The 17623-nt window shown below is 68.0% G+C and carries 14 protein-coding genes and 1 riboswitch; of the genes, 11 read left to right on the top strand and 3 right to left on the bottom strand.

Annotated elements, in window-relative coordinates; all coding sequences use genetic code 11:
• The first annotated feature begins 71 nt into the window (after positions 1-71).
• Together smc and ftsY are read left to right on the top strand one after the other, a co-directional pair.
• Positions 72-3689, top strand: coding sequence for a chromosome segregation protein SMC (gene smc, locus ACFRAH_RS05020; protein WP_377989822.1), 3618 nt, complete (start codon positions 72-74; stop codon positions 3687-3689).
• A 32-nt stretch (positions 3690-3721) separates the two neighbouring features.
• A complete protein-coding gene (ftsY, locus tag ACFRAH_RS05015; RefSeq protein WP_377989821.1) occupies positions 3722-4939 on the top strand; it encodes a signal recognition particle-docking protein FtsY in 1218 nt (405 codons plus the stop codon).
• A gap of 7 nt (positions 4940-4946) precedes the next feature.
• On the opposite strand, the gene ACFRAH_RS05010 is transcribed toward ftsY, so the two are convergent.
• Positions 4947-6188 (bottom strand): MFS transporter, encoded by a 1242-nt coding sequence (locus tag ACFRAH_RS05010; RefSeq protein WP_377989820.1) that lies wholly within the window; start codon positions 6186-6188, stop codon positions 4947-4949.
• A gap of 227 nt (positions 6189-6415) precedes the next feature.
• Here ACFRAH_RS05010 and ACFRAH_RS05005 point away from each other — a divergent pair, with 227 nt between their 5' ends.
• The gene (locus ACFRAH_RS05005; protein WP_377989819.1) at positions 6416-7792 is read left to right on the top strand and encodes an ammonium transporter; all 1377 of its coding nucleotides are present in this window, start codon (positions 6416-6418) and stop codon (positions 7790-7792) included.
• On the top strand, positions 7789-8127 hold the full coding sequence (locus ACFRAH_RS05000; protein WP_003806050.1) for a P-II family nitrogen regulator: 339 nt from the start codon (positions 7789-7791) through the stop codon (positions 8125-8127). The genes ACFRAH_RS05005 and ACFRAH_RS05000 overlap by 4 nt, the downstream gene beginning before the upstream one ends.
• A 70-nt stretch (positions 8128-8197) precedes the next feature.
• Here the strand turns inward: ACFRAH_RS05000 and ACFRAH_RS04995 are convergent, their stop codons facing one another.
• Entirely contained in the window at positions 8198-9574 is a 1377-nt protein-coding gene (locus ACFRAH_RS04995) for a glucose-6-phosphate dehydrogenase (RefSeq protein ID WP_377989818.1), read from the bottom strand.
• An 83-nt stretch (positions 9575-9657) separates the two neighbouring features.
• Between ACFRAH_RS04995 and ffh the strand changes: the two genes are divergently transcribed.
• Both ffh and ACFRAH_RS04985 read left to right on the top strand, forming a co-directional pair.
• On the top strand, positions 9658-11238 hold the full coding sequence (gene ffh, locus ACFRAH_RS04990; RefSeq protein ID WP_377989817.1) for a signal recognition particle protein: 1581 nt from the start codon (positions 9658-9660) through the stop codon (positions 11236-11238).
• Positions 11239-11294: 56 nt separating this feature from the next.
• Positions 11295-12029 (top strand): alpha/beta fold hydrolase, encoded by a 735-nt coding sequence (locus tag ACFRAH_RS04985; protein WP_377989816.1) that lies wholly within the window; start codon positions 11295-11297, stop codon positions 12027-12029.
• 5 nt (positions 12030-12034) lie between these two features.
• Here the strand turns inward: ACFRAH_RS04985 and thiC are convergent, their stop codons facing one another.
• Entirely contained in the window at positions 12035-13864 is a 1830-nt protein-coding gene (gene thiC / locus ACFRAH_RS04980) for a phosphomethylpyrimidine synthase ThiC (RefSeq protein WP_377989815.1), read from the bottom strand.
• Positions 13860-13967, bottom strand: a riboswitch (TPP riboswitch). Its footprint overlaps the gene before it by 5 nt.
• Positions 13968-14063: 96 nt before the next feature.
• Here thiC and ACFRAH_RS04975 point away from each other — a divergent pair.
• The 5 genes from ACFRAH_RS04975 to ACFRAH_RS04955 all read left to right on the top strand — a co-directional run bounded on the left by ACFRAH_RS04975 (position 14064) and on the right by ACFRAH_RS04955 (position 17475).
• Complete coding sequence (locus tag ACFRAH_RS04975; protein WP_377989814.1) at positions 14064-15146, top strand: amidohydrolase family protein; 1083 nt, start codon at positions 14064-14066, stop codon at positions 15144-15146.
• A 79-nt stretch (positions 15147-15225) separates the two neighbouring features.
• Positions 15226-16101, top strand: coding sequence for a VOC family protein (locus ACFRAH_RS04970; RefSeq protein WP_377989813.1), 876 nt, complete (start codon positions 15226-15228; stop codon positions 16099-16101).
• Between the two features lie 88 nt (positions 16102-16189).
• Positions 16190-16624: a hypothetical protein gene (locus ACFRAH_RS04965; protein ID WP_377989812.1), complete on the top strand. Its 435-nt coding sequence runs from the start codon at positions 16190-16192 to the stop codon at positions 16622-16624.
• A gap of 193 nt (positions 16625-16817) precedes the next feature.
• Complete coding sequence (rpsP, locus tag ACFRAH_RS04960) at positions 16818-17231, top strand: 30S ribosomal protein S16 (RefSeq protein ID WP_102972220.1); 414 nt, start codon at positions 16818-16820, stop codon at positions 17229-17231.
• Between the two features lies 1 nt (position 17232).
• Positions 17233-17475: an RNA-binding protein gene (locus ACFRAH_RS04955; RefSeq protein ID WP_076802241.1), complete on the top strand. Its 243-nt coding sequence runs from the start codon at positions 17233-17235 to the stop codon at positions 17473-17475.
• The last annotated feature ends 148 nt before the right edge of the window (positions 17476-17623 follow it).

Here is a 17623-nt window from a genome sequence, read left to right as displayed (position 1 = left end):
TCCCGGCCTCCTTGCCGCTAGATTTGGTGGACAAGCAGCCGCTGCCGCCACCTATGGAGATCTGAAAAACCTTGCACCTCAAAAGTCTGACCGTACGGGGCTTCAAGTCGTTTGCGTCGGCTACGACGTTCGACTTTGAGCCCGGCGTGACAGCGGTCGTCGGGCCCAACGGCTCGGGCAAGTCCAATGTGGTGGACGCCCTGGCCTGGGTCATGGGGGAGCAGGGCGCCAAGACCCTCCGCGGCGGCAAGATGGAAGACGTCATCTTTGCCGGCACCTCCGGCCGCCCGCCGCTGGGCCGCGCACACGTCTCGCTCACCATAGACAACGCCGACGGCGCCCTGCCGATCGAGTACAGCGAAGTCACCATTTCGCGGACGCTGTTCCGTACCGGCGGTTCCGAGTACGCCATCAACGGCTCGGCGTGCCGGCTCCTGGACATCCAGGAACTTCTTTCCGACTCCGGGCTCGGCCGCGAAATGCACGTCATCGTGGGGCAGGGACAGCTGGACCGGGTCCTGCACGCCACTGCCGAGGACCGCCGGGGCTTCATTGAGGAAGCCGCCGGCATCCTCAAGCACCGGCGGCGCAAGGAGAAGACCGTCCGCAAACTGGAGGCGATGCAGGCCAACCTCCAGCGGCTCAGCGACCTGACCGCGGAAATCCGGCGGCAGCTCACACCGCTGGGCAAACAGGCAGAGGTGGCCCGGCGCGCACAGACCGTCCAGTTCGAGGTCCGGGATGCCCGCGCCAGGCTGCTGGCCGATGACCTGGTCCAGCTCCAAAACACCCTGGCCCAGGACATCGCCGACGAGTCCGCGCTCAAGGCGCGGCGCACCGTCGTCGAAACCCAGCTTGAGGAGGGACGCCGGCGGCAGGCTGCCCTGGAGCATCTCGCGGCGGAGGCCACTCCGCGGCTGAACGCAGCCCGGGACACCTGGTACCAGCTGTCCGCCGGACGGGAGCGCCTGCGTTCCCTGGCCTCCCTGGCCCAGGAACGCTGCCGCCTGCTTGGCTCTGCGGATCCCGCGCCGGAGCCCGGCCGGGATCCCGAGCAGCTGGAGCGCCAGGCCGCACGGGTGCGCGGCGAGCAGGCGGACCTGGAACAGGACATCCTCGACGGTCGCGCCACGCTGGAAGCCGCAACTGCCGCCAAATCAGCTGCCGAGGACGCCGCCGCTGCCGAGGAGAAGCGGCTCACTGCCGCGCTGCGCGCAGCCGCCGACCGGCGTGAGGGCCTGGCACGGCTGGCCGGCCAGGTGGGTGCGGCGCGGTCCAAGGTGGAATCGGCCCAGGCGGAAGTGGGAAGGCTGCGTGAATCCCTGGCCGCCGGCGACGAGCGGCGCCGGCATGCCCAGTCCGAGTTCACGGCGCTCGAATCGCAGGTGGCAGGCGTCGAGGACGGCGAGGAAACCCTCGACGCCGAATACGAGGACGCCAGCGCGTCTCTCGACGGCATCCTCGCGGAAATCGATGCCCTGAAAAGCACGGAACGCGATGCCGTCCGCGAACGGGACGCGCTGAAGGCACGGCACGAGGCCCTTCAGCTGGGCCTCAACCGCAAGGACGGCTCCGAGCATGTCCTCGGCGCCGGCGTGGCCGGGACAGTTGGCCCCCTCGCCACGGCCCTGACTGTTGAACCGGGCTACGAGGCGGCCGTTGCCGCCGCCCTGGGCAGCGCCTCGGACGCCATCGTGGTGCGGGACGCCGGGACGGCCGCGGAACTGGTGCGCCTCCTTCGGGACGACGACGCCGGCCGGGCCACGCTGCTGCTCGAGGCCGCGGAAGCCGACGGCCCTCCCGCCGCTGTCCCTTCCGCCGCTGCCCCTTCCGCCGCCGCGGGTGCAGCCCTGCCGCCCGGCGCCCGCCCGGCGGCGGACCTGGTGGCGGCCTCCGGAGCCACGGCGGCAGCCGTGCGAACACTGCTTGCCGCCACCGCCGTCGTCGAGGACCACGACGCTGCCGCGGACCTCGTCGCCGGGCATCCCGGCCTCACCGCCGTGACGCTTGCCGGCGACGTGTTCTCCGCCTGGACCGTCACCGGCGGGTCCGCGAAGGCGCCCTCACTGCTCGAGGTGCAGGCCGCCGTCGACGACGCCGCGTCCCGCCTGGCGGCGGTCACCGCCGCGCTGGAACAGTGCCGCTTCGCCCTGGCCGCCGCCGGGGCCCGCCGCGCCGACGCGCAGGAACGGGCGGACGCCGCCCTGGAGCGCCTGCACGAATCGGATGCGCGGCTGGCAGCGGTGGCCGAACGGCTGGGCCATCTCAACTCCGTCCTGCGCAGCGCCGTCGGCGAAAGCGAAAGGCTGGCCGCCTCGCTGGCCCGCGCAGAGGCCAACATCGTCGCCGAGCAGGAGGCGCTGGCGGCGGTGACCGCCCGCCTCGCCGCGGCACAGGACGCCCCTGAGGAGGAGGAACCGTCCAGCGGGCAGCGGGACGCACTCGCCCTGGCCGCCTCGCAGGCGCGGTCCGCCGAAATGGAAGCGCGGCTCTCGCTGCGCAGCCGCGAGGAGCAGCTGACGGCCATCCGCAACAGGGCCGCGTCGCTGGAACGGGCGGCCGCCTCCGAACGCCGGGCCCGGGAGCAGGCAGCCGAACGGGCCCGCCGCCGGAGGATCCAGGCCAAGCGGGCGGCGGCAGTCGGCGCCGCTGCCGAACAGCTGATCCGGTTCAGTGACGTGTCCGTGGAGCTGGCCGGCCGCGAGCGGGACCACGCCGAGCAGGTCCGGGAGCAGCGCGACCGGGAACTTGCCGGCATCCGCACGGCCAACGATGCCCTGGCCCGCGAACTGGCGGAGCTGACCGACTCAGTGCACCGCGACGAGCTGGCGCGCGCCCAGCAGCGGCTCAGGATCGAGGCGCTGGAAACGAAGTCGGTGGACGACCTGGGGCTGACCGCGGACCAGCTCGTGGCAGACTACGGGCCGGACCAGCCGGTGCCCCTGCCCGCTGCCGCCTCCACGGACAAGTGGGCCGCGCTCCGGGCGCCGGTCGACGCCGGGGGCCAGCCTGTGGTGGAGGGCGTGCCGTTCGTCCGGGAGGAGCAGGAGAAGCGGCTCCGCAAGGCTGAACGGGACCTCTCATCCCTGGGCAAGGTCAACCCCCTGGCGCTGGAGGAGTTCGCCGCGCTGGAGGAACGCCACCAGTTCCTCAGCACGCAGCTGGAGGACCTGAAGGCCAGCCGCAAGGATTTGCTGGACATCATCAAGGAAGTCGATGACCGCGTTCAGAAGGTCTTCTCGGAGGCCTTTGCCGACACCTCGGCCCAGTTTGTGCGGGTCTTCGGCCGGCTGTTCCCCGGCGGCGAGGGCAGACTGGTCCTGACCGACCCCACGGACATGCTCACCACCGGCATCGAGGTGGAGGCCCGGCCCGCAGGCAAGAAGATCAAACGGCTGTCACTGCTGTCCGGCGGCGAGCGGTCCCTGACCGCGGTGGCCCTGCTGGTGGCGATCTTCAAGGCCCGGCCGTCGCCGTTCTACGTCATGGACGAGGTTGAAGCGGCCCTTGACGACACCAACCTGGGCAGGCTCATTACGATCTTTGAAGAGCTCCGGGAATCCAGCCAGCTGATCGTGATCACGCACCAGAAGCGGACCATGGAGGTGGCCGACGCGCTTTATGGCGTGACAATGCGCGGCGACGGCGTGTCCACGGTCATCAGTCAGCGGCTGGGAGCGGACGTCTAAGCAGCTCCTGCTGCTTGTGAGAAGCTAGGGGTGTGAATGACATCCTCCCCGTTCTTCTGCCCATTCTTGCTGCCCTGGTGGTCATCGGCGGACTGATCCCCGTCCTCATGAAGGCCCGGAAATCCGGCACGCAGTACCCCGGCACCCGGGACGCCAACGATCCCGTTGAGCCCCGCGCAGGCGGAGGGACCCTCCTCGAGGACCGCCCGGCCGCACCGGCGGCGCCTGCCGACCGCCAGGCTCCGGACGCCGTCGACCTTGAAGGCCTGGAAGCCGGGGTCCCTGATGACGCCGCCGGCCTGGAGACCATCCCGGTAGAGACCCCGCTGCCCGTGGCCGGACGGCTCACCCGCCTCCGGGAACGCCTGGTCAAGTCCAACAATGTCCTCGGCAAGGGACTGCTGGCACTGCTCTCCAGCGACAAGATCGATGAGAACGTCTGGGATGAGGTGGAGGAAACGCTCCTCCTGGCCGATCTTGGCACGGAACCCACCATGCAGCTGGTGGACGCGCTCCGCGAACGTGTGAAGGTCCTTGGCACCCGCGACCCCGAACACGTCAAGGCCCTGCTCCGGGAAGAGCTCATCAAGATCGTGGACCCCTCCATGGACCGGAGCCTGCGGATCGACCGGCACGCGGACCGGCCCGCCGTGATGATGGTGGTCGGCGTCAACGGCGTGGGCAAGACCACCACCGTGGGCAAGCTGGCCCGTGTCCTGGTCGCGGAGGACAAGGACGTGCTGCTCGGTGCCGCGGACACCTTCCGTGCCGCCGCCTCCGAGCAGCTGGCCACCTGGGGACAGCGCGTGGGGGTTCCCACGGTTAAGTCCGACATCGACGGCGCCGACCCGGCGTCCGTGGCCTATGAGGCGGTCAAGGCCGGCATCGAGCAGGAGGTCGACGTCGTGATGATCGACACCGCCGGCCGCCTGCAGAACAAGACCGGCCTGATGGATGAGCTCGGCAAGGTCAAGCGCGTCGTGGAAAAGCTGGCAGAGGTGGATGAGGTCCTCCTGGTCCTCGACGCCACCACCGGCCAGAACGGCCTGAACCAGGCGCGGGTCTTCGCCGAAGTCGTCAACATCACCGGCATCGTTCTGACCAAGCTGGACGGCACCGCCAAGGGGGGCATCGTCGTCGCCATCCAGAAGAGCCTCGGCGTGCCCGTGAAGCTCATCGGCCTCGGTGAGGGCGCGGACGACCTCGCACCGTTCGAGACCGAGGGTTTTGTCGACGCCCTGCTGAACTGAGGGCAGGCTAGGCTGGCTGCTTCTGCACCGGCTCCCGAGCGGCCAGCCAGCCCAGGGCGGCGACGAGCAGCACGGCGCCCGTCGCGCCGAACGCCCAGCCGTAACCAAACCGGTCCGCCAGCAGGCCAACGAGCACCGGTCCGAGGATGGCGCCGATGTCGGATGTCATCTGGAAAGCCGCCAGCACAGGCCCGCCGGAGCGTTCGCGGCCGATCACATCGGCCACCGCCGCCTGCTGCGCCGGGTTGAGCATGCCCGCGCCCACGCCCGCCAGCATCGACGCCGCCAGGAACCACCCCAGCCCCTGCGTGAGCCCGATTCCCGCCGTGGCCGCACCGGTGACCACGAGCCCGGCCACCATCATCGGCTTCCTGCCCAGGCTGTCCGCCAGCCTGCCCGAGACAGTCAGGGCGAGGGCGTTTCCCGCGGCAAAGACTGCCAGTGCCCAGCCGGCTGCGCCCGGCCCGGAGCCCAGGGCTGTGACGGCGAACAGCGGCACCGTGGCCATCCGCACGCCGAACGTCGCCCAGCCATTGGCGAAGCTGGAGAGCATGGCTGCCCGGTAGGCGCTGTCACCGAGGGCCTCGCCGAGTTTCATGGCCGGCGCGCCGCCCGCCTGGCCGCGGGCTGAACCGGGAACATGGCTGAGCTGCGTCTGCACCACGAGGGCCGCCAGGACCAGCGCCCCGGCGTAGGCCAGGAAGGGAATGCGCAGGCCGAAGCCGGCCAGCAGGCCGCCGACGACCGGCCCGCAGACATTGCCGATCAGGAACGCCGACGCGTATGCGCCCGAAACCCGGCCGCGGCTCTCCGGCGGCGCCAGCCTGACCACCAGCGCCATCGATGCCACAGTGAACATGACCGAACCCGCGCCGCCCAGCCCGCGGAACACCAGCAGCTGCCAGTAGTTCTGGGCAAAGGCGCAGGCCGCCGTGGACGCCGCCACAATGAGCAGGCCCGCGACGTAGACGGGCCGCTCGCCGAGCCTGCCGATGAGCGCTCCGCCGGCGGGGGCGAACAGCAGCCGCATGAACGCAAAGATGCTGACGATGACGGCGGCCGCCGTCGCGCCGACGTCGAACGTGGTGGCGAATTGCGGCAGCACCGGAGCCACCAGGCCGAAGCCCAGCGCTATCAGGAAGGCTGCGACGAGCATCACCTTAATGTCACGGGGAAGCGGTGCGCCATCGGGGCGGCGGACCGCCGGGAAACGGAGTTTGCCCGCGGGGTTACGGGGGAGTGGCGACATGTTGCGGGGAATCCTTGCGAAACGGGCGGGACGGGCGTTTGGGGCGGCTGAAACATAACCGTAACAAGCAGGATATGCACCATTTACGTCAGGGAGGTTGTTGTAACAGACCGGCAATCTAAATCCTCAGCCAGCGAAACACACCGCGGCAAAACTTGATCCAGGACGCAAAAGGCGTTGGGCAGGCGGATTACTCCGCAGCATTCGATCAAGAGAGGACGTGCACCATGGAACTTACCGCAGGTCACGTATGGCTCATGGTGGCGGCGGCACTCGTGCTGTTCATGACACCAGGTCTGGCATTTTTCTACGGCGGCATGACGCGCGCCAAGGCTGCACTGAACATGATGATGATGAGCTTCATCTCCATCGGCATGGTCGGCGTGGTGTGGGTACTCTGGGGCGCATCGATGAGCTCCGGCGAAGGATTCCTGCAGATTGTCGGGAACCCGTTCGCTACCTTCGGCCTCGAGGGCATCACCACCCCTGACGGCCTCATCAAGGTCGGCTACGCGGCCACGTTCGCCATCATCACCGTTGCCCTCATCAGCGGCGCCATCGCAGACCGCGCCAAGTTCGGTGCCTGGAGCGTCTTCGTGCCCGTCTGGGTCACGCTGGTCTACTGCCCGCTGGCCTACATGGTCTGGGGCGGCGGCCTCTTCGGCCCCGAGGGCGCCATCGGCAAGGCCCTCGGCCCCGCGATCGACTTCGCCGGCGGCACCGTGGTGCACATCAACGCCGGTGTGGCCGCGCTGATCCTGGTCCTCATCATCGGCAACCGCAAGGGCTTCGGCAAGGACCCGAACCACCGCCCGCACAACATCCCGTTCGTCATGCTCGGCGCGGCCATCCTGTGGTTCGGCTGGTTCGGCTTCAACGGCGGCGCCGCCACCACGGCGGAGCAGGGCGGCCTGATCTGGATCAACACCCTGGCTGCTCCGGCCGCCGCCATGCTCGGCTGGCTGGTCACCGAGCGCATCCGTGACGGCCACCCCACCTCGCTGGGTGCTGCCTCCGGTGTGGTCGCCGGCCTCGTCGCCATCACCCCGGCCTGTGCAAACGTCAGCCCGGTCGGCGCCCTCGGACTCGGCGTGGTTGCCGGTGTGGCTTCCGCCCTCGCCGTCGGCCTCAAGTTCCGCTGGGGCTTCGATGACTCCCTCGACGTCGTCGGCGTCCACCTCGTCTCCGGCATCATCGGCACCGTGGCCCTGGGCTTCATCGCCCTCCCCACCGACGGCGTCGGCGGCGGCCTGTTCTACGGCGGCGGTTTCACGCAGCTTTGGGCGCAGCTGGCGGCAGCCGGCATCTCCATCGCCTACTCCGCGATCCTGACCACGATCATCGCCCTGACCATCCACAAGACGATGGGCTTCCGGGTTTCCCAGGAGCAGGAAGTGGTGGGCGTGGACCTGAGCCTGCATGCAGAGACCGCCTACGAGTTCGGCGTCGCCGGCCACGGCGGCAGCTTCCACCCCCTGCACGAACTGATCACCGGCAAGGTCCCGGCCGCCGGCGGCCAGACCAGCGGCACGGACACGGTTCCGGCAGGCGCGGATGGCAAGAAGGCAGAAGAAGCAACAGGTAAGGAAAGCGTGGGGGCATGAAACTGATCACAGCAATCGTTCGTCCGGAGAAGCTCGAATCGATCCGCGAAGGCCTGGAGGCCTACGGGGTCCAGGGCCTGACGGTCAGCGCGGCCAGCGGTTACGGCCGGCAGCGCGGCTACACCGAGGTCTACCGCGGCGCCGAGTACAACGTGGACCTGCTGCCCAAGATCCGCGTCGAGGTACTCGCTACGGACGAACAGGCTGACGACATCCTGGATGTCATCATCGCCAGCTCCAACACGGGCCGCGCCGGTGACGGCAAGGTCTGGACGGTCGATGTCTTCGAAGCAGTGCGGGTGCGGACGGGTGAACGCGGCGTAGCCGCCATCTAGCACCGCCCACCAGCCCAACGCCACGGGAGGGCCGGTCACCTTGCAACGGTGACCGGCCCTCCCTTGCGTTTTAAGCCGGTCCGGCCGAGCCCGCCCGGTATTCCTCCAGCGGAACCCTGTCTGCCGCCCAGGCCGCCAGCACCGGCTCGACGATCCGCCAGCATTCCTCGGCGGTGTCGCCCCGGACGGACAGCAGGGGATCCCCGGCCAGGACGCCTTCCAGGACTTCGCCGTAGGGCAGCAGTTCGGAGGCGTTGAGCTCGGCCACAAGCGCGGCCCGGTCCAGGCTGAAGATGTCCCCCGGCCCGTTGACATCGACGTCGAGTTCCAGGGTGTCCGGGCCGAACCCGATCCGGAGCGTGTTCGGAGTGTCCCTGCCCGTGAAGCCGGCGGGCAGGTGCGGGACCGGCCGGAAGGTGACCACCGCCTCCTTGCGCTTGGTCCCCAGGGCCTTGCCGGAGCGCAGGATGAACGGCACGCCCTTCCAGCGCCAGTTGTCGATGTCCACCCGCACCTCGGCCAGGGTTTCGGTTTTCCTGTCCGGGTCCACACCCTCCTCCGCGGCGTAATCGGGGACGTCCTTCCCGCCGAGGCTTCCCGCCAGGTAGCGCGCCCGCCGCGTACTGTCCGTGTAGGGCGGCTTGATGCTGCTGGCCCGCAGCACGGCGGCAATGGCATCGCGTAGGTCGCGCTCGCCGATGGTTGCCGGCGGCTCGATGGCCAGCAGTGCCATGATCTGCAGCAGGTGGCTCTGGATCATGTCGCGCAGTGCGCCAGCGGAATCGTAGTAGCGGGCGCGCCCCTCCAGGGCCAGGTCCTCCTCGAAGATGATCTCCACCTTGGCGATGTGGTGGCGGTTCCAGACCGGTTCCAGGAAGTTGTTCGCGAACCGCAGGCCCAGGATGTTCAGGACGGTGGCCTTGCCCAGGAAGTGGTCCACCCGGTGGATGTGGTCCTCCGGGACCAGCGTCAGCAGAGTCCGGTTGAGTTCACGCGCCGATTCCTCGCCGGAGCCGAAGGGTTTCTCCATGACGAGGCGGGTGCCGGCGGGGACCTGGTCCGGGCGCAGGATTTCGCAGGCCTTCTGGCTCACCTGCGGCGGCAGGGCGAAGTAGACGGCAACGGGCCCCTCAAGGTTGGCCAGGAGCTGCGCGAGCGGGCCGTCCGCGGTGACGTCGGCCTGGTGGTACTCCGTGGACTTTTCCATGGCCGCCAGCGCGTCCTTGCCGGCGTCGTCCGACGCCTGGGCGGCGGACTCAAAGGCTGTGTGCACACGTTCCTGCCACTGTTCCGGTGACCATGGATCCGAACCCGCCCCCACAAGCTTCAGGCCGCCGGCTCGCCCTGTGGCCACCAGCCTGGCAAGGCCCGGGAGGAGGAGCCGGCCGGTGAGATCGCCGGAGGCGCCGAGGATGAGCAGAGTCTTCACAGTCGTTTGGCCCGTCACCCTGCCAGCATGCCACCTGCAAGGCTGACTTGATACCCTAGATAGTCGAGTCCCGTACATCCACTGAAAGAAGTGCACGGCGCGTGTTCAATTCACTCTCTGACCGGTTGACAGCAACCTTCAAGAACCTCCGCGGCAAGGGCCGCCTCACCGAGGCAGATGTCGACGCCACGGTCCGCGAGATCCGGCGCGCCCTGCTGGACGCGGATGTTGCCGTGCCGGTAGTCCGCGAGTTCACCGGGCGGGTTCGTGAGCGGGCACTCGGCGCCGAGGTTTCCGGGGCGCTGAACCCCAGCCAGCAGATCGTGAAGATCGTCAACGAGGAGCTCGTTGAAATCCTCGGCGGCGAGACCCGCCGGATCCGGATGGCCAAGACCGGCCCCACCGTCATCATGCTCGCCGGCCTCCAGGGCGCCGGCAAGACCACCCTTGCCGGCAAGCTCGCCAAGTGGATGAAGGCGCAGGGACATAGCCCCATCCTCGTCGCCTGCGACCTCCAGCGCCCCAACGCCGTGACGCAGCTGCAGGTTGTGGGCAAGCGTGCCGGCGTTCCCGTCTTCGCGCCGCACCCGGGTGCCACCTCCGAACTCGAGCACCCGGCCGGCGACCCCGTCGCCGTGGCACGGGCCGGCGTCGAAGAAGCACGCCAGAAGCTGCACGACGTCGTGATCGTGGACACCGCCGGACGTCTTGGTGTTGACGCCGACATGATGGAGCAGGCGCGCCAGATCCGCCGGGCCATCGTGCCCAACGAAGTCCTCTTCGTCATCGACTCGATGATCGGCCAGGATGCCGTTAACACGGCCACGGCATTCGATGAAGGCGTGAACTTCACGGGTATCGTGCTGTCAAAGCTCGACGGCGATGCCCGCGGCGGTGCCGCGCTGTCCGTTTCGTCGGTCACTGGCAAGCCAGTGATGTTCGCCTCGACCGGTGAGAGCCTGGACGACTTCGAACTGTTCCACCCGGACCGGATGGCCTCGCGCATCCTGGACATGGGTGACGTCCTCTCCCTGATTGAGCAGGCCGAGAAGTCCTGGGACAAGGAAGAAGCCGCCCGGATGGCGAAGAAGTTCGCCGACCAGGAGGACTTCACCCTGGACGACTTCCTCGCCCAGATGCAGCAGATCCGCAAAATGGGCTCCATGAAGAAGATGCTCATGATGATGCCCGGTGCGCAGAACATCCGGCAGCAGCTGGAGCAGTTCGACGAGCGCGAGATCGACCGGGTGGAGGCCATTGTCCGCTCGATGACTCCGCACGAGCGCGTGGCGCCCAAGATCATCAATGGTTCCCGCCGGGCCCGCATCGCCCGCGGCTCGGGCGTGCACGTGTCCGAGGTCAACGGGCTGCTTGAGCGCTTCGCCCAGGCCCAGAAGATGATGAAGAAGATGGCCCAGGGCGGCGGGATGCCGGGAATGCCCGGCATGCCGGGCATGGGGGCAGGCGGTGCCCGCAAGGGCGGCAAGAACGCGCCCAAGAAGAAGGCCCGCTCCGGCAACCCCGCCAAGGCGGCGCAGGAGCTTCGCGAAGCGGAGGCCAGGCGGGCCGCCGGGACCAAGGCAGTGCCCACCGGAGCTGCCTTCGGCCAGCAGTCGGGCGATTTCGATCCGTCCGAGCTGAACCTTCCCAAGGGCTTCGACAAGTTCCTGGGCGGCAAATAGGGCGCACGGTCATGTCGGCCGGCGCCGATGTCAGACCGCTGCCATAAGGTTGGGTCATGTATAAGCAGCGGGTAGTCTTCGTCCACGGTGCCGGTACCTTCGGCTCCGCGGCGTGGCCGCGCCAGCACGGCATGGCCCTGCAGTACGACGCCCTGTTTCTGCGGCGCCACGGCTTTGACGCCGAGGCAGAGCCGCTGGAGTCCGACTTTGCCGAGGATGCCCGCATCGTGCTGCGTTCCCTGGCCGACGACGGCCGGGGAGCCGCCGGGGGCCACGTGGTGGCGCATTCGCAGGGCGCGATCGCCGCGATGATGGCCGCCGTCGAACGCCCGGACCTGGTCTTCTCGCTGACGCTCGTGGAGCCGGCCTGCCTGTCGCTCACCGCCGAATTGCCGGCGACCGCCGCACACCGGGCGCTGATGGAGCCGCTGTTCGAGGTCCGGCACCAGCTCGGCGACGACGACTACGAGCGTGAGTTTTTACGCCGCGCGTTCGCCGCGGACACCCCGGAGCCCAGTACCCCCGAGGCGAAACGCGCTGCCAGGCGGCTGCGCCTGCAGGCACCGCCGTGGCAGGCACCGCTGCAGATCGTGCCGGGCGTGCCCACCCTGGTCCTCACCGGCGGCTGGGAGCCGCTGTACGAGGAGATCGCCGGCTACCTGCGCGAAACCGGTGCCCTCCACCACATTGCTGCGGGAGGGCACCGGCCCCACGACTCACCGGAAGGTGACCGCTACATCAGGTCATTCATCGCAGAGGTCAGCCGGCGCCAGACGCCGAGAGCCTCTTAGAAGAATTACTTGCGGGTTGACTCGGGAAGCCGCAGCTCCGGAAGGTACACCTTCCCACCGGCAGCGAGGAACTCCTCGCTCTTCTCGCGCATGCCCTCGGCCATCTCCGCGAGGGCGGCCTGCGCTTCGGCTGAGCCGTACTCGTTCCGGATGTCCTGGCTGATCCGCATGGAGCAGAACTTGGGTCCGCACATCGAGCAGAAGTGAGCCGTCTTGGCGGGTTCCGCCGGGAGCGTCTCGTCGTGGAAGGACTCGGCCGTCACCGGGTCGAGCGACAGCGCGAACTGGTCGCGCCAGCGGAACTCGAACCGGGCCTTGGACAGCGCATCGTCCCGCTCGTTTGCGCCGGGGTGCCCCTTGGCAAGGTCGGCGGCGTGGGCGGCGATCTTGTACGTGATGACGCCGGTCTTCACGTCGTCCTTGTTGGGCAGGCCCAGGTGTTCCTTGGGGGTGACGTAGCAGAGCATGGCCGTGCCGTAGCGGGCGATTTCCGTGGCGCCGATGGCCGAGGTGATGTGGTCGTAGCCCGGTGCCACATCCGTGACCAGCGGGCCCAGTGTGTAGAAGGGAGCACCCTTGCAGAGTTCCTGCTGGCGCTCCACGTTCTCACGCACCAGGTGGAAAGGAATGTGGCCCGGCCCCTCCACCATCACCTGCACGTCGAACTCCCAGGCCCGCTGGGTCAGCTCGGCCAGGGTGTCCAGTTCGGCGAACTGCGCCGCGTCGTTGGCATCCGCCGTCGCGCCCGGCCGCAGGCCGTCACCCAGCGAGAAGGTGACGTCGTACTTCGCGAAGATCTCGCAGAGCTCGTCAAAGTGGGTGTAGAGGAAGTTTTCCTGGTGGTGTGCCAGGCACCAGCCGGCCATGATCGAACCGCCGCGGGAGACGATGCCGGTGACGCGGTTCGCCGTGAGGGGCACGTACCGCAGCAGCACGCCGGCGTGGATGGTCATGTAGTCCACACCCTGCTCGCACTGTTCGATGACGGTGTCACGGAAGATCTCCCACGTCAGCGCGTTCGCTTCGCCGTTGACCTTTTCCAGCGCCTGGTAGATCGGCACCGTGCCGATCGGCACGGGGGAGTTGCGGATGATCCACTCGCGCGTGGTGTGGATGTCATCGCCCGTGGACAAGTCCATCACGGTGTCCGCGCCCCACTGGGTGGCCCACTGCAGCTTGTCCACCTCCTCCGCGATGGAGCTGGTGACGGCCGAGTTGCCGATGTTGGCGTTGATCTTCACCAGGAACGCCTTGCCGATGATCATCGGCTCGGATTCAGGGTGGTTGATGTTGCTGGGGATGATGGCCCGTCCGGCGGCGAGTTCGCTGCGGACCAGCTCCACGTCGCAGTTCTCGCGGAGGGCCACGAAGCGCATTTCGGGCGTGATGACACCCTGGCGCGCATAGTGCATCTGCGTCACCGTCTTGCCGTCCGCCGCACGGCGGGGCACCGGCCTGGCGCCCTTCCATTCGGCGGAAGCCGCGCCGCGGCGCACGGCTGACTTGCCGTCGTCGAGCAGGTTGCGCTCACGACCGCCGTACGTTTCCGTGTCCGCCCGCGCCTCAATCCATTCCGCACGGAACGGTGCCAGGCCCACCACCGGGTCGCTGCCCGGACCCGCCGTGCGGTAAACGCGCAGCGGCTCGTTCTGCTCGCCGTTCGGTGAGGGCTCCAAGGCGATTTCCGTTACCGGAACCCGCAGGCCGTCGCCCTCCAGATAGGCCAGAGAATGGGATTTCAGCGACTGCGTGACGGCGACGGTGTCGTCTTGGGCCGCGTCATTTTGGGCCGCTTCATTTTGGGCAGGGCTCAGCTGTGATTTCTGGGTACTCAATTTACTGCTCACTTCCTTCGCCGGCATTACCCGGACAGGTTCAACGGTCGCAGGCTGCGCCAGCCTGATCTCAGCCCCTGCAGGGGCCCCCGTGTGGTCGTTAGACGAAGCTACCACAGCCCGGTTTGTGCCTGTCCATCTGTGAAGGAGGGGGTGCAGGGGGCCAATTAGGCTGGAGCCGGCCAATTAAGCTGGTGCCATGGCTCACATCATCGAATTCAGCGGACCCGTGCTCACAGCAGCGGATGAGGAACGCCGCGGGCTCTGGGCCGTGGACGGGAAACTGACGTTCAGCCGGCCGGCCCAGCGGCCGGACGCCGTCCTGGAGGGCTGGGTGCTGCCCGGGTTCGTGGATGCGCACTGCCATATCGGGCTGGGCCCGGAGGGGGCCGTTGAGGATGACGTGGCGTATGACCAGGCCATGACGGACCGCAACGCCGGAACCCTGCTGGTGCGGGACGCGGGGGTCGTCAGCGACACCCGCTGGCTGCAGCAGCGGCCTGATGCGCCGCGGATCATCCGGGCCGGCCGGCACGTTGCCCGGTCCCGCCGCTACCTTCGGAACTTCGCCGTCGAAGTTGAACCGGAGGGGCTGGTGGAGGCGGTACGCAAGCAGGCGAGGGAAGGGGACGGCTGGGTCAAGCTGGTGGGGGACTGGATCGACCGGGCCGCCGGCGACCTCGCGCCTTCCTTCCCTGCCGCGGCCGTGCGGGACGCCGTCCGGGCAGCCCACGACGAGGGGGCCAGGGTCACGGCGCACTGCTTTGGCGAGGACGCCCTGGATGACATGCTCGACGCCGGCATCGACTGCATTGAGCACGCCACGGGGCTGCTGCCCAGGCACATTCCCCGGTTCGTCGAGCAGCGGGTGCCCATCGTGCCCACCCTCATCAATATCGCCACCTTCCCCGACATTGCGGCCCAGGCGGAGCCGAAGTTCCCGGAGTATGCCGGGCACATGCGCGCACTGTGGGCCCGGCGCCGCGAGCGTGTCCTGGAAGCCTACGAGGCCGGCGTCGAAATCTACGCGGGAACTGATGCCGGCAGCGTGATTCGGCACGGACGCATTGCGGACGAAATCCTTGAACTTCACGCCGCCGGGCTGCCGGCAGCGGCGGCACTGGACGCGGCGTGCTGGCGGGCGCGCCGCTGGCTGGGAGCCGAGGGCGTGGCGGAGGGCGCGGACGCCGACGTGGTGGTCTGCCGCGAGGACCCGCGCGCCGTGCCGGAGACCATCCGAAACCTCAGCCATGTGATTCTGCGCGGCAGGATTGTCCGTTAGGAATAAATTGAAGCTTCAAGTAATTTAGAGATGTAGAGGCTACCGAAATCCGGTGGTCCGGACATTTCGGGAGTATTCAATGACAGCAGCAGACAGCAGCCAGGACTTGCTTCCTGCCGACCTCACCATGGGCACCGTCATGCTCAAGGTGGGCGACATGAAGGTCATGACCGACTACTACCAGCGCGCCCTCGGCCTCGACGTCGTCGCCGAGCAGGACGGCGGCCTCTACCTCGGCCGGCTGGCGACGCCGCTGGTGCACCTCGCTCCCGCTCCGGGCCTCAACATCCCTGGCAGCGGCGAGGCCGGCCTCTTCCACACCGCACTCCTGTTCGAGGACCAGTCCTCCCTTGCCGCCACCATTGCCAGCGCGGCCCGGTACGAGCCGCAGTCCTTTGTGGGAAGCGCTGACCACCTCGTGAGTGAGGCGTTCTATTTCACCGATCCGGAAGGCAACGGGATCGAACTCTACTGGGACCGCCCGCGCGAGGCCTGGTCCTGGGATGGCAAGAATGTCGTCATGGACAACGTGGCGCTGCCGCCGCAGAAGTACCTGCAGGACCACCTCACCCAGGAATCCGTGGCAGGCCAGCGCGGCGCCGACGCGGAGGTGGGGCACGTCCACCTGCAGGTGGGTGACGTGCAGTCCGCCCATGATTTCTACGTCGGAACCCTGGGGTTCGAAAAGACGGCGGGCTGGCACGGCCAGGCCCTCTTCGTGTCGGCCGGCGGCTACCACCACCACATGGCCATGAACGTCTGGAACAGCCGCGGCGCCGGGCCGCGCCGCGACACTCTCGGTCTCGGCGAGGTCCTGATCGAGGTTCCCTCGGGCGACGACGTCGGCGCCCTCGCCGACCGCCTCAGGATCGCCGGCGTCGAATCCCACCACACCGGCGCCGAGCTCCGCTTCGAGGATCCCTGGCGGAACCGGCTCCGCGTCGCCGTTCGATAAGCCCGGCGAACCCGGTTGGGTTAGGCTGGCATTCGAAGAGCCCCGGCGCTGCCGGGGCATGCGCCGCCGACGGAATGAGGACGAATCCATGGCCTTCACCGAAGTGTTTGTTGCCACCCACAATGACGCCCTCAAGCGCGCAGCGGCGCTGGAAGGCGGCGCCGCTGCCGGAGACGGCATCCGGATTGCGGGCATCAGTGATTTTGAGATCGAACAGCTCGGCGACTTCGCCGGCGCCGCGGTGCATGCCGCGGGCGCGGACTACGAGCTGGCCATGGTGGACGTGGCCAGCGACTCCCTGCTCGGCGTGCCCGCGGCGATGGTCCGGGCGCTGGCTGAGCTCCTCACCTATGAATCCGAGGGCGAGGGCAACGTTTTGGACGACGTGGCCGAGCGCTGGGCGGCCGAGGACGACATGCCGTTCGGTGCTTCGGAGGCCCGGAAGTACGTCCAGCAACTGGCGGAACTCGCCGGCACCGTGGACGAAAACAGCAGGACCGGCCTCTACGTCTGGTCTTCCTAGCCTGCAATAAGAGTCCGTCCGCATGTCAAGTCGAAATAACGCGGACGATCTGGCACAATAAACAGGTACTCGATCTGCGTGGCCCCTCTCTCCGCGTCCGGATCCTGTCCTTTTCGAACCCCCAAGTACGGCCCGCCCCACGGGTGCAGAACGCGGGTTCAACCCCGTTTCAGAAACAGGAGTGACCACAAAAGTGGCCGTAAAGATTCGCCTTAAGCGCTTCGGTAAGATGCGCGCACCGTACTACCGCATCGTTGTTGCCGACTCGCGCACCAAGCGTGATGGCCGTGCCATCGAAGAGATCGGCAAGTACCACCCCACCGAGGAGCCCTCGTACATCGAGGTCAACTCCGAGCGTGCACAGTACTGGTTGTCCGTCGGCGCGCAGCCGTCGGAGCAGGTTGCTGCGATCCTCAAGATCACCGGTGACTGGCAGAAGTTCAAGGGTCTGCCGGGCCAGGAAGGCACCCTGAAGACCAAGGCCGACAAGGAAGCATTCGTTGCTCCGGAGAAGGGTTCCGTGATCATCCCGGAAGCCATCACCAAGAAGGCCAAGGCATCGGAAGCCCCCGCCGAGGCTGAAGCAGAGACCACCGAGGCTGAGTAAATTGCTGGCAGAAGCGCTCGAACACCTTGTCCGCGGCATTGTCGACTCCCCTGAGGACGTCAAGGTCAGTGCCAAGAACAACCGCCGCGGGGATACCCTCGAGGTGCGCGTTCACCAGGAAGACCTGGGACGGGTAATCGGACGCCAGGGCCGCACCGCGCGTGCACTGCGCACGGTCGTGGCGGCGCTGGCAGATGGCGAGCAGGTCAGGGTCGACGTCGTCGACACCGACCGCCGCCGGTAACGCGCCTGCAACACTTGTCTTAACGTCCGGCCCCTCCACCATCTCTTGGTGGAGGGGCCGGACTGCTTTGGGCCCTGACCAGCATTTGGATTCAGGGCACCCGCACCAGTCCCAATCACGCATCAACATGCAACCTACAACAGAGGAA

Source organism: Arthrobacter sp. NPDC056727, from assembly GCF_042790555.1.
Taxonomy (GTDB): domain Bacteria; phylum Actinomycetota; class Actinomycetes; order Actinomycetales; family Micrococcaceae; genus Arthrobacter.
This window is presented reverse-complemented; position numbering and strand designations above follow the sequence as displayed.

Coding starts and splice junctions, on each gene's coding strand:
- ACFRAH_RS05010 (WP_377989820.1), bottom strand. CDS start 6,188: ATGTCGCCACTCCCCCGTAACCCCGCGGGCAAACTCCGTTTCCCGGCG.
- ACFRAH_RS05005 (WP_377989819.1), top strand. CDS start 6,416: ATGGAACTTACCGCAGGTCACGTATGGCTCATGGTGGCGGCGGCACTC.
- ACFRAH_RS05000 (WP_003806050.1), top strand. CDS start 7,789: ATGAAACTGATCACAGCAATCGTTCGTCCGGAGAAGCTCGAATCGATC.
- ACFRAH_RS04985 (WP_377989816.1), top strand. CDS start 11,295: ATGTATAAGCAGCGGGTAGTCTTCGTCCACGGTGCCGGTACCTTCGGC.
- ACFRAH_RS04975 (WP_377989814.1), top strand. CDS start 14,064: ATGGCTCACATCATCGAATTCAGCGGACCCGTGCTCACAGCAGCGGAT.
- ACFRAH_RS04970 (WP_377989813.1), top strand. CDS start 15,226: ATGACAGCAGCAGACAGCAGCCAGGACTTGCTTCCTGCCGACCTCACC.
- ACFRAH_RS04965 (WP_377989812.1), top strand. CDS start 16,190: ATGGCCTTCACCGAAGTGTTTGTTGCCACCCACAATGACGCCCTCAAG.